This window comes from Sporosarcina luteola (assembly GCF_023715535.1).
Lineage (GTDB): Bacteria > Bacillota > Bacilli > Bacillales_A > Planococcaceae > Sporosarcina > Sporosarcina luteola_B.
The window spans coordinates 270,425-296,158 of sequence record NZ_JAMBOI010000003.1 but is presented as its reverse complement, the minus strand read 5'-3'; the positions used below and the strand labels follow the sequence as shown (position 1 = coordinate 296,158).

The following is a 25,734-nucleotide window of genomic DNA, read 5'->3' as shown; positions in this document are numbered from 1 at the left end:
TGATGAATATCGGATCCATCCTGAAATACTACCGAATGAAAAACAACTTGACGCAAGCAGAGCTCAGCAAAGGTCTCTGTTCCATTTCCCATTTAAGTAAGATCGAGTCGAATAAATACATTCCAAACGGCGAAACGATCAATGAATTGTTCAAGCGGATGGGTGTTGTTTGGGAACGGGAAGTAATTACATATGAATATTGGAAAGAGAAATTGGAAACCTTCATCATGCACTCGGTCTACTATGACCTGAAATCGATGGATGAGGTATACAAAGAGCTTTCTACTCAAATAGACTATTTGCAATCAACGGACTTGGTGAACCGGTATGAGCTCTACAAATTACGTTATTATTTATTCAAACAGGACATACCTCGCGCCACGCAACAAGTCTTCATCCTGAAACGAATGGAGACATCCTTCACAGATTATGAAAAAGGCGTATCCAAAGTCATTCACCTGATGTACGAAATTTTCTCGCAAAACTTTACAGAGGCGGAAAATCTCCTTGGACAAATAGAAGATTACCGCGAACGGATTCCATTCATGTTCGAAGGGGAGCTGTTTTATCAAAAAGCATATTTGCTTCACAACCGAGCACAATACGGCAGATCGACCTACTTTGCAGAAATGGCTGTCGACCACTTCCGGAAGGACTGCAATTACATCCGCTTGCTGCACGCCCAACTACTGCTTGCCATCAATTATACAAACCGCGACTTCACTTTGCAGGCGGACGACTTGTTTAAAATCATCCTCCGCAATGCGAAGATGATGGAGATGGATCAGTTGTATCAAGGGGCGCTCTATAATTATTCTGTATTGCAAAACCGCAGGGGCTTCCATGAATCTGCATACGAAATGTTGCAGGAATTAAAAGCGTTGTTGGCCCCCGGTACAGATTATTATCAGCCGGTCCTCATTCATTTATTGCAAACCGCCGTTGAAAAAAATAAAGAGATAGATCCGTTGCTGGAAGAATTGGAAGTGCTATCGGAGAGGAAGAATGACCCGTATTTAAAGATACAGTTGAATTACTTTCGACATACTAAACTTTCCCAAGAAGAGCTTTTCAACTATTGTGAACAAATAGTATTTCCTTTTATGAAGAAACATGGTTATATAGGGGAAGCAAGAAGTATCGCTTGGAGGTTGGCAACCTATTACAGGTCCACTGGCGACTACGGAAAAGCCGCGAAGTACAGTTTATATCACTATGAAGAAGGGGAGAAGGAATGATGAAAAGAAAATTATCCATTATCTTGTTGACGGCACTGCTTGCCGCATTTGCAGGAACAGGAAGCGCATTGGCATTGGAACCGGATGACAGCGTATACACAAACACAAAAGGAAAAGACAATCTAACACCACCATCGATTTTACCTCCACAAGTATAAGAAAAAAGGTGTCCCACAGCCAATCGAGGCCGCGGGACACCTTTTCAATTTACACACGCCATACCGCGATTACCAAAAAAAAAGCACTTCAACAATCACTTATGATTGTTGAATGTGCTTACAAGACCAAATGTTGTACCCAGGATGATAAAAGCGAACAGCGTGTACATGATGTATAGGAACCACATGAAAACTTCACTCCTTTTTATCGTAAATCCTACATTCCATTGTAGCATCACTTCGGAAAGGTGGCAACGGGCGACACAGGGTTGTTGGAATATCGTAGTTCGCGGAAAATTTGTTGGACATGAGAATGTCGACTTCGCGTTAAATGCCTTTAACAAACTGAATGCGTATGTTGAACTTGGAGGATGCTATAAATTTGGGAGCATACCGGGGGAGACCTAAGTCCGAAGTGAGCAAAACTATGTGAAACTCACGCATAACTAGCGCGAACTCGAGCAAAACCACGAAGCATGCTACACCAACATGCCAAAACACCCAATTTAGAGCGAATTTGAAACCCTTCCCAGCGATTCGCCGTATTCTAATAAAGCAATAGGGGGTGTTCCGATGCGGAAGATAGTTATTTTCATAATCATGCTATTCATCCTTTCACCAACCCATGTCTATGCGAAGTCCTTCACGATCGACCGGGTGCAGATCAAAGGGTGGGTGCAGCCGAATGGCGATATGCTCGTGAATGAGGTGTTCACGTATACGTTGGATGGATCGTTTTCGCGATTGACGCGGTCGTTTCCGGAGAAGCATCTCGGCCAGATTCATAATTTTGAGGCGTATCAAATCGCGAGCAAAGACCCCGTTGTAGGGGAAATCGATGAATCCGCCTTGACGAAAGCGGCGGTGTCTCGAAAAGGCAGCACGTTCGCGACTGAAGTCCAGGCGGAGAATGACACGATCACCGTCCTGTATGTTTACAAGATGCAGAACGCGGTGACCTCATACGATACATATAGTGATTTGGCTATCACCTTTTTCGAAGGGAGCAGCAATCACGATATGGACTTGAATAATGTGGACATCACCTACGCTATGCCGGGCGATGCCGGCAAGGACCAAATCCATGGTTTTCTGCACGACCGAGAAGGGCAGGTGCGGAAGGTTTATCGCGACGGCATCACGTTTCATACGCCCAAGTCGGCCGCATACACAGTGACGGGGACCCGTGTGCTGTTCCCGTCGACAATTATGACTGGACAGCAAAAAATCGCAGAGCCGGTTTCATTCGAGGAAGCAATCCGGAAGGAACAGCAGCTCATTGATAAAAAGGAGTCAAGATGGGCGAATATTCCAGCCGCGAAAAACATAGCGGATGGCCTTAGCATTTTCTTCATCGTACTCATCATTTTACTTTACCTACTGAGGCAGCGGGTGTTCACCTTGTTCGGCAGCACGGATCTTGTATTACAGACCGATCCGTCATATTTGGCTTTTGTCGATCAAAATGGCCGGTTCAATCGGAAAAACTTTCTGGCTGGGCTATTTTCACTCGTCGAAAAAGGAATTATCAAAGCGGAATTGACAGAATCAGCAGCACGGTTCCAAGGGAAGGAAGGCGCATCCGATAAGACGCTTGTCTTTCGCTTGCTTCAGTCGAATGAACAATTGAATAAATCCAAGCATAAGTTACTGCCCCATGAACAATATTTGGTGACGTGGCTATTCAAGGGAAGGGTCGGACATCGGAAATTCCATTTGCACGATATAGCCGGACCTTCAGTACGTGGGGATAAGGAGAATCGGACTTATCTGCGCAAACAGCGGCAATTCCATGAAAACCATGAAATCTGGCATGAGGATGTGCTTAATCTAATGGAGGAGGCGGGTGCCCTTTCGACAAAGGTGCCGAAAATGATGAAGGTAGTTATTTTCCTATTGCTTACGATAACGACGATGTATGGATTTTACGCGGATGGCGCTGGTGGCTGGGGGATTGCCTTCCCCGCGATTGTTGCTGGCATCGTGTATTATTTTTACAGTACAAACCCCGCAAAGAAATGGCCCGCTATCCTATTCTTTATCGGAATGTTTTCTGCTGGAGCACAAATCGTTTCTTCAGAAGTAACAGATGCTGTCCTCTCAGCAGTAATTTGCGGTTCATTTTTCTTCTTCTTAATTCCGAAGGCGATTCCAAGCTCGTTTACAGCACTTTACACTAAGATGAGTATCAATAAATTCAGGCGACAGATGAAGCGGGGGATACCGGATTATCTCCCTTCCGCTGAAGCTGACCGGTGGATTGCACGTGCTTATTTATTGAATACATCAAAGAAAAGGCTTCCGAGGCTTAGACGTGGACTTCCAGAAACCTCATCGTTGGCACCCTTATTCGCATTGCAAGTGGATCCGCTTCATTTCACTTATTCCACTTGGGGTCCGATGTCCGTCAGCAAAAACGGCTCTTCTTGGGGAGGCGGATCCTATGATTCCGGCGGCTATAGCGGCGGAGGAGGAGATGGCGGCGGCGGTGGTGCAGGGGCAGAGTAATCATAAAAAATGCCGGCTTATAAAAATGCCGGCATTTTTTTTATGTCATTATTTTTCTTTCAATAGATCACGGATTTCTTTCAATAATTCCTCTTTCGCGTCGAGTGCAGGCTCTTCATCCTTTGCCGGTTCCTCTTTCTTTTTGAACTTCATCAGTAGACGTACAAATAGGAAGATTGAGAAGGCGATGATGATGAAATCAATGATGGATTGTAAAAATAGTCCATATTTAATGGGAGTCGCCCCGATTGCCACTTCAAGTTTGGATACGTCGACCTTCCCGGTGATCGCAACGAGGAGCGGCATAATGATGTTATCGACGAGCGATGATACGATTTTCCCGAATGCTGCCCCGATGACGACGGCAATTGCAAGGTCTAGGACGTTTCCTTTGAACGCAAATTCCTTAAATTCTTTCCACATATTACTCACCCCTTTCAAATGAAAACTAGTTGTTTTTCTCCAACTGTTCGCATATAATGAGAACAAATGTTCCGAACGGAGATGACAGCTATGCGACAGGCTTTACTCAAGATATGCCAACGCCATGAATTGGCTGAAATGATCTATATGGGGGCGGATGGCGCACTGACGAAGAGACGCGTGCGCATCCTGGCAGTCGGCATCGATTCATTCACGGCCTACTGCCATCTGCGTCATGAAAAACGTACGTTCAAAATAGACCGGGTCTTGTCCATCCAACGTGTTGTAAGTCGTGAACGGCAGGCCATTTGAATTTCACCACATGAATTCCTCTTCAGGAAACCACCGATAGACTTGCAGATCCACTTTACCGTTTGGCAAGAATTTCACGCCTTCCGCCTCTAGCAACTCCCGCTGCAAACCGCCTTTTTCTTCCCGATCGGATGGGGTTGAGATGCCGCCTTGCGCATTGATGATACGATGCCATGGCAAATCGTATTTGGAGCTCATCGAATGGAGGATCCTGACGACCTGTCTTGCGCCTCGTGGACTTCCTGCTGCGCTTGCTACTTGTCCATATGTCATGACCTTGCCTGCAGGGATGTCCCCGATGATCTGCACAACCCTTTCTGTAAATGGAAGCATGTCATTCCTCCTCATAATGAAACTATCCATATCTCTCAATCGTACACAAGATAGGTGGAAATTAAAATGGGAGAGTGGTCACGTTGAACAACTTGTTTATGAAACAGAGTTTCATCGGATATATCATTAAGATTGCCGGAGTTGTCGTGATGGGGTGGGGCCTCATCCAAGGCATCATCTCTTTGTTTATGATGGTGCAAGTAGGGGGCCAGTTCATGAGTGAGTGGGGTGAAATGCAGCATGCGGGCGGACTTACAGGCACTGCGTTGTTTGCGTTTCTCGGAATTATCGCTACGCATTTTCTCTGTGGGTTGCTGATTATCGGTTTCGGGGAAGTCATTGATACCTTGCAGAAGATTTATTTCCACATGGATCCTGAAGCGAAGCGGCAATGGGAAGAAGAGCGGGAGGAAAAGGAAAAGGAGGATGCAGTGGACCCAAGAGGAGATGTGCCATTTTGGGTGGAGCAGGAAGTGAAGGGCTATTACGTAAAAATGCAATCGAACGTCCAATCAATCGAAAAGACAAGTGATCCATATGTTTTCAAAATTGCGGTGGATGAGCGCGTTGACTATATGGAAGTAGGGAACTTCGAACCGCGGATTTTATCCGACGAGGAAACGGCTAAATTCACCGAATGAAAATAGCCTCGTCAGTCGACGAGGCTGCGTTTCTTCCGTTTCTGAAATAGGACGAACAGTAACAACGTAAGTGTAAGCCAAAATGCGCTTGCAATCATGCCTCCGAGGATGTCGCTCGGAAAATGGACGCCTAGATAGATGCGGCTCGCGGAAATCATGATGAACATGAAAATAGCAAAGGCCACCAAAGCGGTCCTGCCTGCAGTCGATTGTATATGACGCCATAGCAAATAAATGAATAGCAGGTAGAGACTGAAGGCCATCATCGCATGACCGCTCGGAAAGCTGTAGCCACCCACTTCAGTGAGACGATGGAACTCAGGACGAGGCCTTTTAAAAATGAGCTTCAAAGCTTGGAACAATATAATGGTCCCGATCATTGTAAAGAAAAAGAAGTAGGCTTGGCTTCTAGAGCTGAACTTCCATAGTAGAAGAACGGTCAATGCGATGGTAAGGAGCATGACGACTTTCGTGGAGCCGATGAATGTAAAAGCGAGCATAATTGACGTCAACCAAGACGCTTCCAGCCCTTGCATGGCATCAATGACCGATCTGTCAAATCCGCCGACCATATCGCTGAGAATCGCTGTGACTAGGAAAGCAAAGGCACTACCGAAAACAATACATAAAATGATGGCCACAGAAGGGCGAATTGGTGATTCCTTCAACTAGATCATCCTCTCTTCTGCGACATATTGTACAGGAAAAGGCAGTGTGGTGCATATTGTAAAGTAGGAAAGTGGGGTGGGAATGAATGGAAGTAGCGGTATTGCTCATCTGCGCATATTTGATTGGCAATTTGCTGATGGCAACTGTCATCGGTAAATTGTTGTTCGGACAAAACATCCGCTTATCAGGCAGCGGAAATCCGGGAGCGCGCAATGCGGGAAGAGTGCTTGGCAAGACCGCTTTTGTATTAACGTTCATTGTGGATGCACTAAAAGGCATCATCATCGTATTGATTGCCAAATGGATGGGGATGGACGAATGGCTGCAACTGATGTGCGTTCTTGCCGTAATGGCAGGGCATATTTACCCGGTCATCTACAAGTTCCGCGGCGGGCAAGGGGTATCGACGTTCATTGGCGGAATGCTTGCAGTTAACCCGCTAGTTGTCGCCTGTTTTGTAGTTGCATTCCTCGTCCTTTATCCATTTCTGAAAAACTTCACAGCCGCTGGAGTAAGCGCAATGGCACTGTCACCGCTTTTCCTGTTCGGATTAACGAAGGAATGGCCGCAAACGGTTGTCGCCATCCTTGTCGTACTTTTGCTTTTATTCGCCCACAGGAAAGATTTGCCTGGCAACAAAGGGGTATAGAAATCAATAAGGCGAACTATCGACCGCCTATACACAACGGGAAAGAACCTTCACTTAGAGAAAGGAGAGACATCTAATGAAAGAGATTCGATCCATGGAAGAATGGGAACAACTACGCAATCAGTCTCAAAAAGAACCCGTCTTCTTAATTAAACATAGCTCGACGTGCCCGATAAGTGCGGCTGGATACCGTGCGTTTGACCAGTTCGAAACGGATATCCCGAAATACTATCTGATTGTCCAAAGAAGCCGCCGACTGTCAAATGACATCGAAAGCGAATTGAGCATTCAGCATGAAAGCCCGCAGCTTTTCTTACTGAAGGATGGCGAGGCGGTATGGCATGCGAGCCACTATGAAATCAGCCAATCCAATATTAAAGCAGCTGTCGAATCTAACGGATGAAGAATGCAGGCATCTCTTAATGGGATGTCTGTTTTTTTGTGGGTTCATGTGAATCTCTTCACAAAAAATGACACTTGTCATATGAATAGTTATGACGTTCATCTATTCTGCAGAATGGGTAAGCATACTAGTATGGAAATAAGGAAAATTATCGAGGAGGCGTTTTACAATGAGCAAGGAAAAAACGAAGCAGTTGCACAAGAATGTTGCACCTTATGCCAAATCGGATTTAAAAAAGAGTGTCATCCAATTGATCAATACGGTTCCGCCTATATTTATTCTATGGTTTTTGGCGTATCAGAGCTTGTCGGTATCAATTTGGTTGACGATCGGAATTGCAATTCTCACAGCGGGCTTTGTCGTACGGACATTCATCATTTTCCACGACTGCACGCATGGTTCATTCTTCAAGAATAAAAAAGCGAATGATATTATCGGTACGATTACAGGCATCCTCACGCTGTTTCCATATGAGAAATGGAAACGCGAGCATGCGATTCACCATGCGACAAGCTCCAACTTGGATAAGCGGGGAGTCGGTGACATTTGGGTCATGACGGTTGAAGAATATCTTGAAGCATCAAATTGGGTGAAATTCAAGTATCGATGCTACCGGAATCCCCTTGTCATGTTCGGATTCGGACCGTTATATTTGGTACTCATTACAGGCAGGGTCAACCGAAAAGATGCACGCTCTAAAGAACGGAACAACACATATTTGACGAATGTCGTTCTCGTCGCGCTCTATGCATGTATGGTATGGCTCGTCGGCTGGCAGGCATTCCTCATCGTTCAAGGCTCGATCATGTTTGTCGCAGCAGCGCTCGGCATTTGGCTGTTCTACATCCAGCACACATTCGAGGACTCTTATTTCGAAGAGGAATCCGAATGGGATTATGTAAAGGCGGCAGTGGAAGGCAGCTCGTATTACAAATTGCCGAAAGTCCTCCAATGGGCGACAGGCAACATCGGCTTCCACCACGTCCATCATTTGGCTCCGCGAGTACCGAACTATAACTTGGAACTAGCACACGAATCAACACCGCCGCTTCAAATGGCGACGACAATCAATATCAAAACAAGCTTGGAATCACTCCGTTACAAACTTTATGATCCGAATAATAAACGGTTTATCACATTCAAAGAAGTGAAAAGTGCAGTCAAACGAGCTACGCCAAGCATCGATTTGAATGAATTGAAACGGAAACAAACAAGCTTTGACAGTAAATAATAAGACGCAGCCGCCTTCCTATGAGGCGGCTGTGTGTTTTTGGTACAATGGAAGAAACAGGACGGTGAAATGGATGCAAAAATGGTATAGTATTTTCCCGAAAAATCGGTGGCTCAGTATTTACGCATGGGTCGTTTTTTGCCTATTGCCGTTCTTTTTCATTTTTCGTACATGGTCTGCTGTCGGAATTTCAGTCGGAACCGGACTATTAGTACTTTTCTTCATCTCCTATTTCTTTTCAATCAAATCAAAAAGCGGCCTCGTCTATATGTGGGTCAGCTTCGAAATCGTCATCAATATCGTTATGACACTTTTATTCGGATACGTCTACCTGTCCATCTTCACTGCGTTTTTCATCGGGAATATCAGATCAACGGTAGGATTCTTCATCATGTATGGCCTTCATATCTTTTTTACGGTTGGTGCGATTGTCACAGGGTTTTTCCTGGAGATCAACCTCTTTTTACCGCAAGTCCACTTTATTCTCATAACGGTGATCGGCGTTATCCTGCTTCCATTTAATCTGTACAATCGAAGCAAGCGCGAAAGACTAGAAGATCAGTTGGAGGATGCGAATGATCGCATTTCAGAATTGATCTTGCTGGAAGAACGGGAGCGAATCGCAAGGGACCTGCATGACACACTCGGGCAGAAATTATCGATGATCGGATTGAAAAGCGACTTGGCCCGAAGATTGATTTCAAAAAATCCGGAAGAGGCGGAGAAAGAACTGAACGACATCCGCCAAACGGTAAGCACAGCACTGAAGGAAGTGCGTGAGCTTGTGGCGGATATGCGTGCAACAAGGCTTGTGGATGAAGTGATGCGCGCCCGCCAAATACTAGCTGCCGCGGAAATCGAATTGAGGATCGAAGGAGATCCGGCTGTAACCCATATTCCGTCAAACTTTGAAAATGTCCTCGGCATGTGTCTGAAGGAGGCGGTGACGAATGTTGTAAAGCATAGCGAAGCGACAGTTTGCAATGTTATTTTCAAGCAGAAGGAAGATGAAATGTCGATTATCGTCCATGATAACGGAAAAGGGATGAAAGCGGTAAAATCAGTCAGCACGGGACTGAAAGGCATGCGTGAACGTCTTGAATTCGTGAACGGCTCGCTTGAAATCGAAGAGGGGAACGGAACAACATTGACGATCCGGATTCCGGTCGTCATTACACATCAAGTGGAGGAGGGGTAAGTCATGATACGAATCGTCATTGCGGAAGACCAAGGAATGATGTTAGGCGCATTGGGCTCCCTTTTGAATATGGAAGATGATATGAAAGTCGTCGGAATGGCGCGGAACGGCGAGGAAGCGGTCCGCCTCGTGAAGGAGCATGAACCCGACATCTGCATCATGGATATTGAAATGCCGGTCATGACCGGTTTGGATGCGGCGGAGGAGCTTGTAGGGAAGGACTGTAAGATCATCATTTTGACGACGTTTGCGCGGGCGGGCTATTTCGAACGCGCACGAAAGGCCAAGGTCCGCGGTTATTTATTGAAAGACAGTCCGATAGAAGAGCTTGTCAATTCCATCCATGCGATTCAAGATGGACGCCGGATCTACGCACCCGAGCTCGTCGATATCGCGTACGAGAGCGACTCCGAAAATCCATTGACCGACCGCGAAAGCCAAGTGTTAGGCCTCGTCGCAGAGGGAAAGACGACGAAAGAAATCGCGAGTGAGCTGTTTTTAACACCAGGAACGGTGAGGAACTACATATCGGTCATTCTTGAAAAGCTGGAGGTCGGCAATCGAATCGAAGCGATATCTCGTTTTAAGGAAAAAGGATGGTTCAAATAGGTTGTGTTAACGGGTAAAGGAATTATTTCCTTTACCTTTTTTTCTGCCTGCCGGCAATCGCGTCCAAAGCAAGCCGCCTCGCGTTCAAAGTCGTCGCTCTCGCGCTCAGAGCCGTTGTCCCCGCGCTCAAAGAGAGGCCTCCCGCGCTCAAAGTCGGTATCCTCGCGTCCAAAGCGAGCCGCTCCGCGTCCAAAGCAAGCCACCTCGCGTCCAAAGCGAGCTATCCCGCGTCCAAAGCAAGCCGCCTCGCGTCCAAAGTGAGCCGCTCCGCGCTCAAAGCAAGCCGTCCTGCGCTCAAAGCAAGTCGAATTGCGCTCAAAGCGAGCCATCCCGCGCTCACAGTGAGTCGATCGGCGCTCAAAGTGAGTCGCCCCGCGCTCAAAGCAAGCCAATCCGCGACCAAAGCAATCCCCAACGCTAACCGAAAATCCTTACGCATACCTGATATTTCCACAAATTCAGAATGTCCACCCTTCTGCGAATATGCTATGCTTTTCTTACCAAGATAAAAGGGGGATCCGCATGACACAACACACTTTAGTAGACGCACAGGAACGGGATCGACAAGACAAACTCGCTTCCTATAGGAGCGAATTTTACATACCGGCAAACACAATCTACATGGATGGCAACTCGCTCGGTTTATTGTCCAAGAGGGCGGAGCGCACGTTGCATGACTTGCTCGATTCCTGGAAAACGCTAGGCATTGACGGATGGACGGAAGGGGCGCATCCTTGGTTTTATTTATCCGAACAAGTCGGGGAGAAAATGGCGCCGCTCGTCGGGGGATTAAAGAGCGAAGTCATTGCGACGGGCTCTACGACGACGAACTTGCATCAGCTTGTCTCCACGTTTTACAAGCCTGACGGCGATAAAACAAAAATCCTCGCCGATGAATTGAATTTCCCATCGGATATTTATGCGCTGAAAAGCCAGTTGCAACAAAAAGGGTATGATCCGGACACCCATCTCATCCGTGTCAAAAGCCGCGACGGACGCTATTTGCTTGAAGACGACATTATCGACGCGATGACAGATGACGTGGCGCTCATCGTGTTGCCTGCTGTCCTCTATAGGAGCGGGCAAATCCTCGATATGGAGAAATTGACGAAGGCTGCGAACGAACGGAATATCCCGATCGGCTTCGACCTTTGCCATTCCATCGGAGCAGTCGAGCATTCGCTCCACGACTGGGGGACGGATTTCGCATTCTGGTGCACGTATAAGCATTTGAACGGCGGCCCTGGCTCCGTCGGCGGCCTGTTTATCCATGAACAGCATTTCGGCAAGGTGCCGGGACTTGCAGGATGGTTCGGTTCTAAAAAGGAAACGCAATTCGATATGGAACATACGATGGATCCGGCGCTAGACGCCGGCGCTTATCAAATTGGTACGCCCCATGTGCTAAGCTTGGCGCCAGTTATCGGGTCCCTCGAGATGTTCGAGGAAGTCGGCATCTCGGCAATCCGTGCGAAATCGCTCGAGTTGACGGGCTATATGCTCGAATTGATTGAACAGGAGCTGGGTGGAATGGACTTCACAATCGGCAACCCGGTTGACGGAACACGCGGCGGTCATGTATTGCTCGAGCATAAGGAAGCGGCGCGCATTTGCAAGGCGTTGAAAGAAGATGGCGTCATTCCGGACTTCCGCACGCCGAATGGCATACGACTCGCTCCTGTCGCCCTTTATAATACGTTTGAAGACGTCTGGCATACAATTCAGAAGCTGAAAGTGATCATGGATGAAAAGCGGTACGAAAAGTTTGAGAATAAAAGAGGTGTTGTCGCATGACGGTGGAGTGGATCGATATTTCGCAGCGTCTGCATAACGGAATCGCCGAATGGCCGGGAGATACGCCGTTTTCCTACAAAGTCGAGTTCCCAAAAGCGGAAACAGGTTCCGTCAATATCGGAAAGATAACGACGAGCACGCATATGGGGACGCATATTGACGCGCCATTCCATTATGACGACAACGGTATGAAAGTGCATGAGCTGCCGATAGACGTCTATATCGGAAAGGCACGTGTCATCGATGTTTCCGGGTTGGAAAGCATTGGACGCTCCGATTTGGAAGGAATTGATTTCGGCGGTGTAGAACGAATTTTATTGAAGACGTCAAGCCGTCCTGATCCGGATGTTTTCCCGGAGACGTATTCGGTTTTGCGGGCGGATATTGGCCCTTTATTGAGAGAACGAGGCGTCAGGCTGATCGGCGTTGATACGCCTTCCGTCGACTCTGAGCATAGCAAGACGTTGGATGCCCACCATTCGCTGTATGACAATGACGTACTCATTTTGGAGAACATCGTTTTGGAGAAAGTTGAACCGGGAGACTATGAACTGATTGCCTTGCCGCTGCCGATCGAAGGCGGAGACGGAAGTCCGGTACGCGCAGTAATTAGGAGGTGGCCGTCATGAGTGAAAAAGAAAATGGAATTCATACTGATTTCCGGGACAATATGACGTACGGAGAATATTTGCGCCTCGATAAAGTGCTCTCAAGCCAGGAACGGTTATCCGGCCATCACGATGAAATGCTATTCATCATCATCCACCAAGTGAGCGAGCTATGGATGAAACTCATTTTGCATGAACTGAACACGGCAATTGAATCGATTGAAAAAGACGAACTGCCGGAAGCGTTCAAAATGCTGGCGCGCGTCTCCCGGGTACAGACGCAGATCATCCAGGCGTGGGATGTCCTGTCGACATTAACACCAGCGGAATACATGGAGTTCCGCGAAAGCCTCGGACGCGCATCGGGCTTCCAATCCTACCAAAACCGGAAGATCGAGTTTGCGCTCGGCTACAAACAGCCGCACATATTGAAAATTTACGAGAAAGACCCCGAGCTCGCAAGCGAATTGCAGATAGCCTTCGAGGCACCGGGTATTTACGACGTCTCTATCCGCGCACTTGCACGCGCCGGCTTCCCGATCAATCCCGACTTGCTGAATCGCGATTTTTTGGTCACATACACAGGCGATCCGACTGTGGCATCCGCCTGGCTCGAAGTGTACCGCAACGTCGACCGCTATTGGGACTTGTACCAACTCGCAGAAAAGCTCGTCGACATCGAAGACAGCCACCAGCAATGGCGCTTCCGCCACATGAAAACGGTGGAGCGGATCATCGGCTTCAAAACAGGCACCGGCGGCTCATCAGGCGTCGACTACCTGAAATCCGTCCTTGACCATAAATTCTTCCCTGAACTGTGGGATGTACGGACAAAGCTGTGAATAGTGAGAGGCTATCCGATGGGTAGCCTCTTTTTTAATTAACCCTACCTAAGTTTGTGAAAGGCATTCTGCACGAGAGGGAGAACCTAATAGTGCATGATTTCCGCGAATCACGCATAAACTCCAGCAGAAACGCATAAAATTCCCCAATCGCGCATAAATCGTAAAATATACGCATAACCATCCTGATCGGCGCATAAATCTTAAAACTTGCGCATAAATGCCGAAATGGGCGCATAAACTCGTCGAAAGCCGCATAAATCACTGCAAATAAGCATAAAAGCCCCGCCGGCTCACACCGGCGAAGCTTCAATATCCTCATATCGAATCTCATTCATCTCTCCTCCGACCATCTGTAGCAGTGAATGCCTGATAACGGTCTCCCCGACGTTGATCAACCCGATATTGTTCTCCGTCTCGACGATCGCTCCGCCTTGCATCTCCAAATAACGGAGTGCCTCCTGCCATTTCGCATCCTTCGGGTAATCCATCGCTTTCCCGCCATTTCGAATAGAAAATGCCACATCGCAATATCGATAGATCGTCTTCTTCACCCGACGCCTCGCATTTCCCCAAACCGCCATCTTCATGAGCTTCCCCCAAACACCCGTGAAACTCATATTATGGGAAGGGCTGCTCGTAAATTGCAAAATATCCAGCACTTCCCGCTTCGACGTCAAGCGCGACCGGACCGCGGAAGCATAATGGACATCCCCCGACAGGATGATGCATCGGGACAGGCTCCAATGGAACAGCTGGCCGATGAAATCGGTGAACCCCCTGCCGTTATACTTCCACGCCTCAAAATCAAGCAATTCATGAATCGGAACCCCAAGCGCCCTCAGCGGATACACATACGAATGGAGAACCGATTCGATGAGACCTAATCCATATAGCGGCGTCGGCGAGACAATGATCAGCGGGTCCCCCCGTGTCCACTGGGATTTTAAAAGCGTCCGGGCCGTCACCTTCCATCCGGACGTGCCGATCAACCTTGGCGTCTGGACGCTCTCTTTATACATCCGTCCAATTTTCACCGGTTTCGGCTCATTTTCAAAATGACGCATTGTCCTCGTATCTAAAAACAGCGCAGCGGGTGTAGTGGGCGCTACGAATTGCCAGCCATTGAATGACCATAGCCGATTCGCCCAAACCTTATAAGCAGTTGAGTCAGCAATGAACCCGTCGAAATGACTACACATCGACTGTAGGAACCCCTCCCCGAACCGTTGTGGCTCATTGCCCCAACCTTGGAACGCCCAGTACGCACAAAGCCCGTTCGCAATCACATGTTTCCCTAGAGCCGAAGCGAGCACCGCACTGCGCCAATCTGCGGATAAATTCCAGTCATCCGTCACATCATGGTCATCGAATATCATATACGTAGGCACATTCGCAAACAGCCTACGGATCCGATGAAGAGAACCAATTACCTGCAAAAGCTGCCCGGCCTGTTCTTCAAAACGGACTCTGCTTTGCTCGAGCTCACCATGATTGTCAGGATAATACAAATACAGGCCATCCTCCCTCACCAACTCATCGAAAGTAGGGAGAAAAACGCCCGCCCACATAGCCGGACTCCAAGACAGCAAATACATCGCCGCATACTCCCCGAACGTGAGCAAATGATTCGAAGCGTTGCCTGAAGTAAACCGGCAAAACCGTTCCGTAATAAACTGCCGGCCATTCACCTGCGTTAAAGAACTGGAAAAAGGCTCCTCCCGCAAGCGCAAATCGAACTGCCAAAGGTCTTCCTTACCAATATAGTGTTCGGCAACCGTTCTGATGACTGGAAATAAAGGATCCGCCACATCATCTGCGTAAATCTGGTCTCCGGTAAGAAACAAAGCGCACGGCCGTGCCGCCAGATTCTCCGTTTCCCTTTGCAAAAGCGCATCTGCTGCAACGAGAGCATCATCTCCCTTCCCGTGAAATTTCCGACAAGATGCATATAGAAAAGTTGGAGCTGCACTAGCGGGGATGAAAAACGATGGATAGGGAAGCCCATCGTACGTGATGGAATCTTCATTATCGTGAATCAATCCGAGGTTTGCCAAAGTATATATCTTATTTCCAACGCGAAAAAGCAGGTCATAGCCAAGGAGTGTCTCCGTTGGAAATTGCCCATGCACCTGCACAAGGTGGATGAACAAACGATGGCCTGCTCGTATAGATGTCGTCTTCGTTTCGGTGTCGAGCTGAATAAGCGTATCAAGACAGTAAATGGCAGCGTTCACCTCGACAGGACAGTCTGTCGCCACCCAAATAGCAACAGATTCTGTATCGACGCGCCGTAACATCGGCCCCGCTAAAATCCCCGCACTCTCCATGCAAATCACCACCATTACTGACGTTATTATTACTAGCGTATTCAGTCCGGATGATGATGGTGTGTGCAGAAGGGCGATGACCTTATTGCGTGGAACACCCATCTTCAGAAATTCTTCAGATAATCCATGCATGAATCTTCATCTTTGTTGTAGACAATAGAAGTAGTACAGAAAGGTGTGGTCTTCTATATGAAAAAAATTCTTGCAATCCTATTCGTCGCCGCAATGGCTTTCTTCTTCTTCATTAAAGATAAAGACGCTCGTAAAGAAGCAGACCCCCTCTACAGCGAGGCAAAGGCTGCTATCGTCATGGAAGCGGATTCCGGAAAGATCCTTTATGAGCAAAATGCCAAGGAAGCCTTGCCTATCGCAAGCATGTCAAAGCTGATGACCCAATACATCGTCCTTGAAGCGATCGCCGATGGTCGACTCACATGGGATAGCCAATACAAGCCTTCCATAGCGGCGCTGAAACAACCGAAATATGCGGTCGTTTTAGGAATGGACACGCATAAAACATACAATGTCCGCGAACTTTTCGCCGCCATGACCGTCACTTCCGCAAATGATGCGGCTGTCGCACTCGCCGAAATGGTGAGCGGCACGGAAGAGGAATTCGTGATACAGATGAACAAGAAAGCCAAATCATTCGGCTTGCGGAACACCAGCTTCATCAATGCAACCGGATTGGATGAAGATGAGACGAATCGCGCAACAGTCCGGGATGTCGCCGCCATCGCGAATGAACTTCTGACAAACTATCCGGAAGTACTGGAATTCACTCGCATGACGGATTTCACCACGAGCGAAGGAACGAAGCTATGGAACACGAATCTCATGCTCCCGGGAATGCCGCAAGCGATGATGGGCATGGAAGGGTTGAAAACGGGGTACACCGAAGAAGCGGGGCCGTGTTTTGCAAGCACAGGCGTCTATGAAGGGAAGCGGATCATCACGGTCGTCATCGGCGTCGAAGCGGAGGGAAGCGATACGTCCACTCCACGTTTCGAACTGACCCGCGATTTAATCGACCGATATGTGTTGAATAAATAAGAGATTCCCGCATGCTATAATGAAGGAAATTCTCTAAACGGAGGCTGAAAACCGTGCATAAAACTGAAAAAGTGAAGTGGTTGGAGAAATTTCCATTATTGCAACAAATCTCTGAAAAGCAGGAGGTTCTATGGAGAAACCCGATGAACGGTGACAGTTCAACAGGCATTTCCCGATCCGGCATCACTGCCGCAGATGTGAAGGACGCAAGCGAACGGTTAAAGCGTTTTGCTCCGTACATCGCAAAAGTATTTCCTGAAACTGCAAAGGAAAATGGCATTATCGAGTCACCAATCACCGCCATCCCGAAAATGAAAGAAGCACTTGCTTCTACATATGAAACTGTAATTCCCGGGAAATTGCTGTTGAAGCAAGACAACGCCCTCCCGATTTCGGGCTCCATCAAAGCGCGGGGCGGCATCTACGAAGTATTGAAGCATGCCGAAACGCTTGCCTTGGCGCATGGGCTCATTAAACAGGATGGGGACTACACAAAATTCGCGGAGCCGGAATTCCGTAATTTATTTGCGAAGCATAAAATTGCTGTCGGCTCGACGGGGAATCTCGGATTGAGCATCGGCATCATGAGTGCGAAGCTCGGCTTCAATGTCACGGTCCATATGTCCGCGGATGCGAAGCAATGGAAGAAAGATCTTCTCCGTGAAAAAGGCGTGACAGTCGTCGAATATGCGGACGATTACAGCAAAGCGGTCGAGGAAGGTAGACGCCAAGCGGAAGCTGATCCGCTCTGCCACTTCGTTGATGATGAAAACTCGCTCGACCTCTTCCTCGGCTACGCAGTCGCAGGCGAACGGGTCGCTGCCCAATTAAAAGAGAGTGGAATCCTTGTCGATGGAAACAGTCCTTTATTCGTCTATTTGCCATGTGGTGTAGGCGGGGGACCGGGAGGCGTCGCTTTCGGCCTGAAGCTTCAATTTGGCGACAATGTCCAATGTTTCTTCGCGGAACCGACGCATTCACCATGCATGACAATCGGCATGATGACCGGATTGCATGACAAAGTATCCGTCGCGGACTTCGGTTTGGACAATCAGACTGCTGCGGACGGACTTGCTGTCGGCACAGCATCCGCATTTGTCGGCAAGAAAATGGAACCGCTCCTTGAAGGTTGCTATACAATAGGCGATGACACGATGTTCGAGCTGCTGTCGATGATTGCAGATACCGAGGACATCCGACTTGAACCGTCAGCGCTCGCGGGAATGACAGGTCCAATCCAAGCCATTCACAATGAAGTGCCACTAGCCAACGCGCCATCCGCAACCCATCTCGTCTGGGCAACAGGAGGCGGAATGGTACCCGAAGCCGAAATGGATATCTACTATGGAATCGGAAAGGGAATCGGCAGGAAATAATCGCTATTTCCCGGGAAATCGACACACTTCGGGAAATATTCCGTCAAAAAACGACTGGGAAATGCAGTGATGACGGCATTTTTCAGTGAAATAAAGCGGGAAATTAAACACGGGAAATAAGAAAAGAGGCCGAAATAATCTTTCGGCCCCTTTTTACATCATTGAATCACTTTTCATTTCTTTATGCGAAAACGGACATTTCCCGATAATCGGTTCTATATCGTCACCGATGAAAAACTGTTTCCATTCATTATGTGTCGGGTCGCCGTAATGGCTAATATCCGGATGCTTCGGCAATTGATCCCATACTTCGACACGCTCACGCACCTTTTCGCGGGACATGATGCCGCCTTTTTCGGTACCCTTCAATCCTTCGAAAATACGTCTAGGTTGGAAGCCGAGCACCATTGATTGCCCTAAATCCCTTGTCTTCCGCTGCTTATAGGCCGGTGCATTTCCGAACACGAAAATCGGCTCTCCGCCAAAATGGAAGTCCCATAAGTAATGATCAGGATCACGAGGGCTGTCAGCTGGCCACTCCACCTTATCAACGTCATGCAAATATTGCAGAATGTCCCAAAACTGCTGCCGGTACGCCTCTAAATCACTTTCCGCCTCAAAAGGCTCCACGAAGACGAACAATCCATGCCGCTTATGCTTCGGATCTTCGAACAACTTCAAAAAAGCATGTAACGCGGAAGGCAAATTGGACCAATCTTGCTGTGTCACATACGCATACCGCAATTCACCCTTCATTTCACCGCCCATGCCAAAATAACACGGAAACGTCTTATCCGTTACCGTTTCCCGGAACGTCCGATAGCTCTCCAATAACCACTCCGGCAAATCAGAGCGAGTTGCAAAATCCTCTTTCGTCAATAACGTATTTGTTATTTCTTCAATCAATCAAATTTCCCCCCAACCTTATTTAGTTATCCAATTCCCGTATTGGGGGACCCTAAACTAGTGTTTAGTTTGAATAGAAGAGGGAATAGTTTTGAAGGATAAAATTGATATGGAGGATGGAATAATGAGTTCCCCTGTGGACGATAAATCGAAAACGAAGTGCAATACAGAATATGATTCATTGAGGCGAGTCATTCTTTGCCAACCGAAATTCATGGCAATCGAAGATATTATCAACGACACCCAAAAGCAATATGCAGACGAAAACATCGACGTGGAATTGGCGATGAAGCAACACGAGGAATTCGAAAAGCTGCTCCGTGAACTCGGCGTGGAAGTGATCAAACTCCCTTCCTCCGAACAATTTCCAGAGCAAGTATTCACGAGAGACATCGGATTCACAGTCGGAGAGGAAATCTTCGTCGCCGAAATGGCGAGCGATATCCGAAAAGGCGAGGAGGAGGCGCTCGAGGAATTTCTCGAGGACGAAAATATCTCGTACCAGACGACTACTGACCGGGTCGAAGGGGGAGATGTCATCGTCGATCGCGACAAAGTGTACGTCGGCATTAGCAGCCGCACGTCCGACGAGGCCGTCCGCAATTTGCAACGCGATTTGCCAAAACACAAAATCATCCGCGTACCATTCAATGAAAAATATCTACACTTGGATTGCGTATTCAACATACTGTCGCCTGAAATCGGGCTCATCTTCCCGGAAGCACTGTCAGCAGACATGGTCGAAACACTATCGCAATCTTATAAGCTGATCGAAGTGTCTCCTGAAGAACAATTTACGATGGGCACTAACGTCTTATCAATAGGAGGCAACAAAGTATTCAGCCTCCCGCAAAATAAACAAGTGAACGCCGCCATGCGCGAGCACGGATTCGAAGTCATCGAAGTCGACTTCTCCGAAATCATCAAATCCGGCGGCTCCTTCCGCTGCTGCTCCATGCCGCTCGAAAGGGACTAAACCTCACGTAAAGTGAGGTTTTTTGGTGGAATAAATGACAAATGCGCATAAATGCTGATTTTCACGCATAACACGCCAGAAAAACGCATAAATCCATTCAAAAGCTCATAAATCCAGCTAGACGCGCATAAATCGATATTTCCGCGCATAAGTCTGAAAAAGCACGCATAAACCTACTTGCAATAATGCCTGTTAGTCTATTATTTTTCGCTGACATTTTCATACGTGACATAGTGTGTTTTCTTCTTCGCATCATAATGAACAGTGACCTTATAGACGTAACCGGCAACTTCCCATTTTCTTGTTGAAGGATTTTTGCTTTTTGATGCTGGATTTCCAAAATTCCCATCTAAGTAATGTTTCTTTGCCTCAACTTTCCCGTCAGGATGGACCAATTGATAAGAAGCTTTCACTTTAACCTGATTTTTATTGTGTTGAACAGCATTAAATGTGAGGTTCTTTACTTCTGTTACACCCACATCCACCGGTGCTGCAGGTGCCACATAGGACGTCTTTTTAGTAATCGTCCCATATTTATCTATTAGGGGATAGGAAAGTTCATTCACTTGCCCTGGCAGCAGTCCGTTTCTTGTCACTGCTTCCTTTCTTACAACCCCTTTACTATCTGTGATAAAGATCGTAAACGTAGCCGAATACCTTTTTGTTGTTGCATCAAATTTCCACTTTGCCTCCGGAGAGAACGTAAAGTCTTGGTTTGCAGTTGGAATTAATAGTGTTGTATCGTAGATTTTCACACTCTGGTTTAGTCCGCTTAAGACTACTGACTGTGCAGCGGTAACAACGGGCTTCCCAACGGACCAATTCTCGACTTTATCGTACGTTAAAACGAATTGATTGCTTGAACGGTAATATGCCCATTTTGTATTTTCCGCAACCGTAGATGTAATAAACGGCACATGGATCTTTTGCGTTACAGTCGGTGCACTTGAATGAACTTTTCCAGCATTATTTCCGTTCTCAAAGATGGTATAGGCAGAAACTTTGAATTCTGCATCACCTTTAATTGACGATACATCAACCACTGCCTTATAAGTCCACACCTTATCGCTGACCTTGGCGACCGTAGTGTTCTTTGATCCAGGGATTGAGACGACAAGCTGCGGGCCATCAATAACAACGGCACCTGATAACTCGACCTCCTTCGCATTTCTTGGAACGGCGACTTCGTTAACCGAGATAACACCTGTATGGACATTCTGCACTGTTAGTCTCGTTTGTTTCGAATCTACCTTCGGGGCTGCAGTTACAACACCACTCCCTGCTCCTAAAAGTAACAAACTAGCAACTGCTGTAGATATAAGCTTTCTTGATAAGCCTTTCCCCAATTTGACACTCTCCTCTTAGATTTTTACCTGAGGGCCGTTTACACTATATGCTTCAAGTGCTTCAAGTGTCCATGACACTCTGATACATTAAACTTTACTTGAGAGGAGAATATGCAAAATACAGGGAAAGAGATTTACTTTTTTCAACAGATTAAGACAAAAGACCTCATTATAGATTGTTGAGTCACAATTAATTTAGCACTAACTACCATTCTATAAATACAATCCCGCCAGAAAAATCCCCAAAGCCTCCTCATAAATTTCTCCAAACTGCGCAATCGGCAATGGATTAATTCCAGATCCTAACTCGACAGTGAATCCTGGCCTGCGCCAATCTTGAATGAACCAATCCTTGTAGCCGGCGTAGCTTTCGATTGTTTGGACCGGCCCATAGCCGCTTACCCGGCTAAATTCATTGACCATCGTCTCCGAATAGGGCGGCTCCAATCCTTGGTACCCCCAATAGATGACCTCGCCTTGTGTATGGAATGCGAGCACCCACGCGAAGTCCCGTCTCCTCGTCAAGTCAGCCATCGCAATCGCTTCCGGTTCCGAGAGTGGTCGTTCGCCGCCGTAATCGCGGGGACCCGGTGTTTTCGGATTCCGCGCGCGTTCCAAATTCCAATTTGCCGGGAACTGATCGTTCAAGTCGACGCCTCGGATATTCGCTTTCCATCCCGAGAAATCCGTGCTGCCATTGTTCCCTTCAACGACTCGCGTTCTCCATGGCTCCGTCTCCGGCGGCCCTTCCTGCACAAGTGTCACACCGTCAGGATTCACCATTGGGACAATGGACAATGAGGATTGTTGGTACAAAGGAAAAGTGGATAATCCGCGTATCGGAGTTTGATTCGTAAGGGACAGCAAATAGTCATTGAGGAAAGTCATGACGACGGGTGTCGTGATCCATTCATTTGCATGGAAGGAAGCATTGTAATGAACCCGTTTCGGACCGGTTCCAAGTCGTATCTCAGGAATGTTCCTTCCGAGAACCGAATTCCCTATCGACGTGCCCAGGATGAAGGGATACACAGATTGAAGCCTTCTCAAGTCATTGATCATCATCGCATAGCTATACGTCTGCCCACCGTTGACGAGCCTCCACGTGATCCGCAAGGGAACCCGGATCGTCTGCCCGACTTGCAGGCGGTTTGGATTGAGCGTTGGATTCACAAGAAAAATTGCATCGAGAGGAATGTTTCTTCGCTGCGCAATCAACCATAAGGAGTCTCCCCGATTGATCTGCACCTCGAACGCCACATATCCCGGGATTCGGATACGTTGCCCTACCGAGAGAACCGCCAAATTTACATCACGATTCGAATCTATGATCAATTGAAGCGGAACTCTAAATAACTGGCTATAATACCAAAGCGAATCTCCCCGTCGCACGGTAATGTCCACGCCATTCCTCCTCTTTAGGAAATTAAACAATCGATACCAGTATATGAGGAGTGAGTGGGGAAGTACTACTCACGTAACGACGGATTGTGTAATTAACGTGTAGAATGGATACTTTTATGAGAAATGAATTATACTTTAGAGGATAGCAATGGAAAGGTGTAGATGTTTAATGAAGAAAGTAGCATCATTCTTAATGTTCCAGGAAGATAATGCAGAAGAAGCGATGAATTATTACACATCCCTCATTGAAGATTCACAAATTACGAGCATTGTACGATACGGACCTGGCGAATCAGGGAAAGAAGGAACTGTCATGCAGGCCACTTTTACGCTAAAAGGGCAAGAATTCATGTGTATTGACAGTAGCGTGAAGCATCAATTTTCATTCACACCTTCATTCTCGATTTTTGTAACTTGTGATACTGAAGAGGAACTTGACAATCTTTATCATGAACTCATCGAAGGTGGATCAGCACTCATGCCGTTAGGTGATTATGGTTTCAGTAAAAAGTTCGGCTGGCTAAATGACCGCTTCGGAGTTTCATGGCAACTAAATCTTCCTAACTAATATGAAGAACCTTTGAAATAGCCTGAATCAAAGATTACCCGCTACGTGGTAATCCAAGACAAAGGCTTTCATTTTTTTATGAGTCAAACGGGGATAAATATATTAGTACATCAAAAAAAGGACTACCCAAAGATAGCCCTCATCAATCAAACATCCGACTCCACAATGTGATTATCATCATGCATCGGACTTTCATACGCAACAAGCGTCACACCCAACTCATCCTCCAAAGCACTCAATGCCTTCAACTGATCCTCATTCAACTCCGCAAAAAGTTCCCGTTCTGGCATCATCGGAATACACACCCTTTCAAATTTATGGTTAGGGTGTCCAATCGGAGATGGGATATACTAATCGTACTGGACACAAAAAAAATCCACACAAGCCGAAAGAGCCTCCGTGGATGTAAGCTTGTCCTATTCGCTTAACCAACTTGCCAAGGACGATTGACCTTCGCCTTTTTCTTTGGCTGTTTAGCGCCTAATTCAGCCCGCGTCATGCGCTGAGGCTCCATCCCTTTTTCAATGCGTGAGCTCACTTCTCTTGAAAGGGTATGAAGGTTAGGTGCTAAGAAGACTCTAGTTGACACGTGGCCACAGTCCGGGCAGTCTGCTATCTCTTTATTGCCGGCCATTGATTTGAAGAACAGCGTAAATTCACCGCAGTCCTTGCAACGGAATGTATAACTAGGCAAAATAAGTCCTCCTTATTTCGGCATGATATCTTTATCGAAAATTTTAGTAGGAATCGCGATTGTACAGCAAGCATTCGGAATATCGACAATGCCGTTAATGCGCCCCTCAACCGGTGCGGTACTCAGCAGCATATACGCCTGCTCACCCGTATACCCGAGAGTCTTCAGATATTCGATAGCATTCAAGCACGCCCTACGGAATGCGATATTGGCATCCAAATAAGTCTGCTCCCCATTACGGTCATCAACTGAAATGCCTTGGAAAACAAGATAATCATTATAATTCGGTTCGACCGGACCAGGTTGGAACACAGGGTTTTCCTGGATCTTGTACTTTTCCATGCCGCCCTTAATAATGTCCACTTTCAGCTCGATCCAGCCGGACATCTCAATTCCGCCGCAGAACGTAATTTCCCCGTCACCTTGGGAGAAATGAAGATCGCCGACCGATAGCTTCGCTCCTTCGACAAATGTCGGGAAGAAAATCCTCGATCCCTTCGATAAATTCTTAATATCACAATTTCCGCCATTCTCACGTGGCGGCACAGTACGAGCGCCTTCCTTTGCAATTCTATCAAACTCTGCACCCGATAACGCACCAAGCACAACGCTTTCCGGATTGGGAGCATTCGCAAGCGCAGGCACCCGATTCGGATCCGTGTCAATCAGTTTCTGCTCTCGGTCATTCCACTTTTGCAAAAGCTCCATCGAAGGGGCAACGCCGATGAGTCCCGGATGAATGAGCCCTGCAAATTTCACACCTGGCACATGCCGCGAAGTCGTATAAATCCCTTCGAAATCCCAAATGGACTTTTGTGCCTCCGGAAACTGATCCACCAAAAAACTTCCGCCATTTTCCTTCGCGAAAATCCCGTTAAAACCCCACTCATACCCCTGATGCGCCCCGATATCTAAAATATCGACAACAAGCAAATCACCAGGCTCCGCACCATTCACATATACCGGGCCACTCAAAACATGAACACGCGCAAGATCTACACGTCGAACATCCTCCGCACTATCATTATTTCCAATCTGCCCATCCGTCCATTCCTTACAATCCATCCTAAAAGAAGTACCAGGATCTACAGAAAAAGCAGCAGGAATATCCGGATGCCACCGATTGTGACCCGGATGCGCTTGCTCTTCCATTGGCTTACTCAAATCTAAAGCATACATTGTTTTCGCCATTCCTATTCCCCCAATCATAGATTTTGAATGCGCTTTCATATTAGCAATGAAATATTAAACTGTCAAATTAATATGAAATTTGTAAAACTTGAATTTATAATGGTGTCGATTAGGAGAATTGGGTGATGGAAGGGGACTGGGGGAGTATGGGGAATCTAAGGGAACGGAAGATAATATGTAAAGCTCCTTTCTTAGTTGAATTTTCAAAAATCATTTGGCTGAACTGAGAAAAATGCTACAATGGAAACAGTATCCAGTTGGAGGGATCTGACTG

General features: G+C 47.2%; 29 protein-coding genes. 17 read left to right on the top strand and 12 right to left on the bottom strand.

The features are described from left to right. Nucleotides 1-2 precede the first annotated feature (2 nt). The 3 genes from M3191_RS08605 (at nt 3) to M3191_RS08595 (ending at nt 3,904) form a co-directional block, all read left to right on the top strand. Entirely contained in the window at nt 3-1,238 is a 1,236-nt protein-coding gene (locus M3191_RS08605; protein WP_251699972.1) for a helix-turn-helix domain-containing protein, read from the top strand. Continuing rightward, nucleotides 1,238-1,396: a hypothetical protein gene (locus M3191_RS08600; protein WP_251699969.1), complete on the top strand. Its 159-nt coding sequence runs from the start codon at nt 1,238-1,240 to the stop codon at nt 1,394-1,396. Before M3191_RS08605 ends, M3191_RS08600 begins: the two co-directional genes overlap by 1 nt. Nucleotides 1,397-1,969: 573 nt before the next feature. Beyond that, on the top strand, nt 1,970-3,904 hold the full coding sequence (locus M3191_RS08595; protein WP_251699967.1) for a DUF2207 domain-containing protein: 1,935 nt from the start codon (nt 1,970-1,972) through the stop codon (nt 3,902-3,904). A 48-nt stretch (nt 3,905-3,952) separates the two neighbouring features. On the opposite strand, the gene mscL is transcribed toward M3191_RS08595, so the two are convergent. Further along, complete coding sequence (gene mscL, locus M3191_RS08590) at nt 3,953-4,327, bottom strand: large conductance mechanosensitive channel protein MscL (protein ID WP_251699965.1); 375 nt, start codon at nt 4,325-4,327, stop codon at nt 3,953-3,955. Between the two features lie 90 nt (nt 4,328-4,417). Between mscL and M3191_RS08585 the strand changes: the two genes are divergently transcribed. Continuing rightward, the gene (locus M3191_RS08585; RefSeq protein WP_251699963.1) at nt 4,418-4,639 is read left to right on the top strand and encodes a transcriptional regulator; all 222 of its coding nucleotides are present in this window, start codon (nt 4,418-4,420) and stop codon (nt 4,637-4,639) included. Nucleotides 4,640-4,642: 3 nt separating this feature from the next. On the opposite strand, the gene M3191_RS08580 is transcribed toward M3191_RS08585, so the two are convergent. Next, a complete protein-coding gene (locus M3191_RS08580; protein WP_251699961.1) occupies nt 4,643-4,972 on the bottom strand; it encodes an MGMT family protein in 330 nt (109 codons plus the stop codon). Between the two features lie 83 nt (nt 4,973-5,055). Here M3191_RS08580 and M3191_RS08575 point away from each other — a divergent pair, with 83 nt between their 5' ends. After that, entirely contained in the window at nt 5,056-5,613 is a 558-nt protein-coding gene (locus M3191_RS08575) for a hypothetical protein (RefSeq protein WP_251699960.1), read from the top strand. A gap of 11 nt (nt 5,614-5,624) precedes the next feature. Here the strand turns inward: M3191_RS08575 and M3191_RS08570 are convergent, their stop codons facing one another. Beyond that, entirely contained in the window at nt 5,625-6,281 is a 657-nt protein-coding gene (locus tag M3191_RS08570; protein WP_251699958.1) for a phosphatase PAP2 family protein, read from the bottom strand. Nucleotides 6,282-6,367: 86 nt separating this feature from the next. Here M3191_RS08570 and M3191_RS08565 point away from each other — a divergent pair, with 86 nt between their 5' ends. From M3191_RS08565 to M3191_RS08545, 5 genes are all read left to right on the top strand, one after another. Then, the gene (locus tag M3191_RS08565) at nt 6,368-6,931 is read left to right on the top strand and encodes a glycerol-3-phosphate acyltransferase (RefSeq protein WP_251699956.1); all 564 of its coding nucleotides are present in this window, start codon (nt 6,368-6,370) and stop codon (nt 6,929-6,931) included. 76 nt (nt 6,932-7,007) lie between these two features. Next, nucleotides 7,008-7,334, top strand: a complete 327-nt coding sequence (ytxJ, locus tag M3191_RS08560) for a bacillithiol system redox-active protein YtxJ (protein WP_251699954.1) — start codon at nt 7,008-7,010, stop codon at nt 7,332-7,334. Between the two features lie 169 nt (nt 7,335-7,503). After that, complete coding sequence (locus tag M3191_RS08555; RefSeq protein ID WP_251699952.1) at nt 7,504-8,565, top strand: fatty acid desaturase; 1,062 nt, start codon at nt 7,504-7,506, stop codon at nt 8,563-8,565. Nucleotides 8,566-8,638: 73 nt separating this feature from the next. Then, complete coding sequence (locus M3191_RS08550; protein ID WP_251699950.1) at nt 8,639-9,763, top strand: sensor histidine kinase; 1,125 nt, start codon at nt 8,639-8,641, stop codon at nt 9,761-9,763. 3 nt (nt 9,764-9,766) lie between these two features. Beyond that, on the top strand, nt 9,767-10,372 hold the full coding sequence (locus M3191_RS08545; RefSeq protein ID WP_251699948.1) for a response regulator transcription factor: 606 nt from the start codon (nt 9,767-9,769) through the stop codon (nt 10,370-10,372). A 31-nt stretch (nt 10,373-10,403) separates the two neighbouring features. On the opposite strand, the gene M3191_RS08540 is transcribed toward M3191_RS08545, so the two are convergent. Together M3191_RS08540 and M3191_RS08535 are read right to left on the bottom strand one after the other, a co-directional pair. Beyond that, nucleotides 10,404-10,586, bottom strand: coding sequence for a hypothetical protein (locus M3191_RS08540; RefSeq protein ID WP_251699946.1), 183 nt, complete (start codon nt 10,584-10,586; stop codon nt 10,404-10,406). A gap of 6 nt (nt 10,587-10,592) precedes the next feature. Beyond that, a complete protein-coding gene (locus tag M3191_RS08535; RefSeq protein WP_251699944.1) occupies nt 10,593-10,811 on the bottom strand; it encodes a hypothetical protein in 219 nt (72 codons plus the stop codon). 83 nt (nt 10,812-10,894) lie between these two features. On the opposite strand from M3191_RS08535, the gene kynU reads away from it, so the two are divergent. The 3 genes from kynU to kynA are packed head-to-tail and all read left to right on the top strand — an operon-like array spanning nt 10,895 to nt 13,616. Continuing rightward, entirely contained in the window at nt 10,895-12,166 is a 1,272-nt protein-coding gene (gene kynU / locus M3191_RS08530; RefSeq protein WP_251699943.1) for a kynureninase, read from the top strand. Beyond that, nucleotides 12,163-12,795 (top strand): arylformamidase, encoded by a 633-nt coding sequence (kynB, locus tag M3191_RS08525; RefSeq protein WP_251699941.1) that lies wholly within the window; start codon nt 12,163-12,165, stop codon nt 12,793-12,795. Before kynU ends, kynB begins: the two co-directional genes overlap by 4 nt. Beyond that, nucleotides 12,792-13,616 carry a tryptophan 2,3-dioxygenase gene (gene kynA / locus M3191_RS08520; RefSeq protein ID WP_251699939.1) on the top strand — a complete coding sequence of 275 codons (825 nt, stop codon included), beginning with the start codon at nt 12,792-12,794 and terminating at the stop codon, nt 13,614-13,616. The genes kynB and kynA overlap by 4 nt, the downstream gene beginning before the upstream one ends. 293 nt (nt 13,617-13,909) lie before the next feature. Here the strand turns inward: kynA and M3191_RS08515 are convergent, their stop codons facing one another. Beyond that, nucleotides 13,910-16,078 carry a hypothetical protein gene (locus tag M3191_RS08515; protein WP_251699937.1) on the bottom strand — a complete coding sequence of 723 codons (2,169 nt, stop codon included), beginning with the start codon at nt 16,076-16,078 and terminating at the stop codon, nt 13,910-13,912. A gap of 57 nt (nt 16,079-16,135) precedes the next feature. Between M3191_RS08515 and M3191_RS08510 the strand changes: the two genes are divergently transcribed. Together M3191_RS08510 and M3191_RS08505 are read left to right on the top strand one after the other, a co-directional pair. Further along, on the top strand, nt 16,136-16,999 hold the full coding sequence (locus tag M3191_RS08510) for a D-alanyl-D-alanine carboxypeptidase family protein (RefSeq protein ID WP_251699935.1): 864 nt from the start codon (nt 16,136-16,138) through the stop codon (nt 16,997-16,999). Nucleotides 17,000-17,043: 44 nt separating this feature from the next. Further along, nucleotides 17,044-18,375: a D-serine ammonia-lyase gene (locus M3191_RS08505; RefSeq protein WP_285853287.1), complete on the top strand. Its 1,332-nt coding sequence runs from the start codon at nt 17,044-17,046 to the stop codon at nt 18,373-18,375. A 153-nt stretch (nt 18,376-18,528) separates the two neighbouring features. Here M3191_RS08505 and M3191_RS08500 read toward each other — a convergent pair whose 3' ends face one another. Then, entirely contained in the window at nt 18,529-19,278 is a 750-nt protein-coding gene (locus M3191_RS08500) for a YqcI/YcgG family protein (protein ID WP_251700119.1), read from the bottom strand. Between the two features lie 127 nt (nt 19,279-19,405). Between M3191_RS08500 and M3191_RS08495 the strand changes: the two genes are divergently transcribed. After that, nucleotides 19,406-20,257, top strand: a complete 852-nt coding sequence (locus M3191_RS08495; protein ID WP_251700118.1) for a dimethylarginine dimethylaminohydrolase family protein — start codon at nt 19,406-19,408, stop codon at nt 20,255-20,257. Nucleotides 20,258-20,457: 200 nt separating this feature from the next. Here the strand turns inward: M3191_RS08495 and M3191_RS08490 are convergent, their stop codons facing one another. Together M3191_RS08490 and M3191_RS08485 are read right to left on the bottom strand one after the other, a co-directional pair. Next, nucleotides 20,458-21,603: a hypothetical protein gene (locus M3191_RS08490; RefSeq protein ID WP_251699932.1), complete on the bottom strand. Its 1,146-nt coding sequence runs from the start codon at nt 21,601-21,603 to the stop codon at nt 20,458-20,460. A gap of 213 nt (nt 21,604-21,816) precedes the next feature. Then, nucleotides 21,817-23,007, bottom strand: a complete 1,191-nt coding sequence (locus M3191_RS08485) for a M14 family metallopeptidase (protein WP_251699931.1) — start codon at nt 23,005-23,007, stop codon at nt 21,817-21,819. A gap of 169 nt (nt 23,008-23,176) precedes the next feature. Here M3191_RS08485 and M3191_RS08480 point away from each other — a divergent pair, with 169 nt between their 5' ends. Next, nucleotides 23,177-23,575, top strand: a complete 399-nt coding sequence (locus M3191_RS08480) for a VOC family protein (RefSeq protein WP_251699930.1) — start codon at nt 23,177-23,179, stop codon at nt 23,573-23,575. 146 nt (nt 23,576-23,721) lie between these two features. Here M3191_RS08480 and M3191_RS08475 read toward each other — a convergent pair whose 3' ends face one another. The 3 genes from M3191_RS08475 to fmdA form a co-directional block, all read right to left on the bottom strand. Beyond that, nucleotides 23,722-23,868, bottom strand: coding sequence for a hypothetical protein (locus M3191_RS08475; RefSeq protein ID WP_251699929.1), 147 nt, complete (start codon nt 23,866-23,868; stop codon nt 23,722-23,724). Between the two features lie 131 nt (nt 23,869-23,999). Further along, complete coding sequence (locus M3191_RS08470) at nt 24,000-24,269, bottom strand: zinc ribbon domain-containing protein (protein WP_251699926.1); 270 nt, start codon at nt 24,267-24,269, stop codon at nt 24,000-24,002. A gap of 12 nt (nt 24,270-24,281) precedes the next feature. After that, nucleotides 24,282-25,460, bottom strand: coding sequence for a formamidase (gene fmdA, locus M3191_RS08465; protein ID WP_251699924.1), 1,179 nt, complete (start codon nt 25,458-25,460; stop codon nt 24,282-24,284). Nucleotides 25,461-25,734 lie beyond the last annotated feature (274 nt).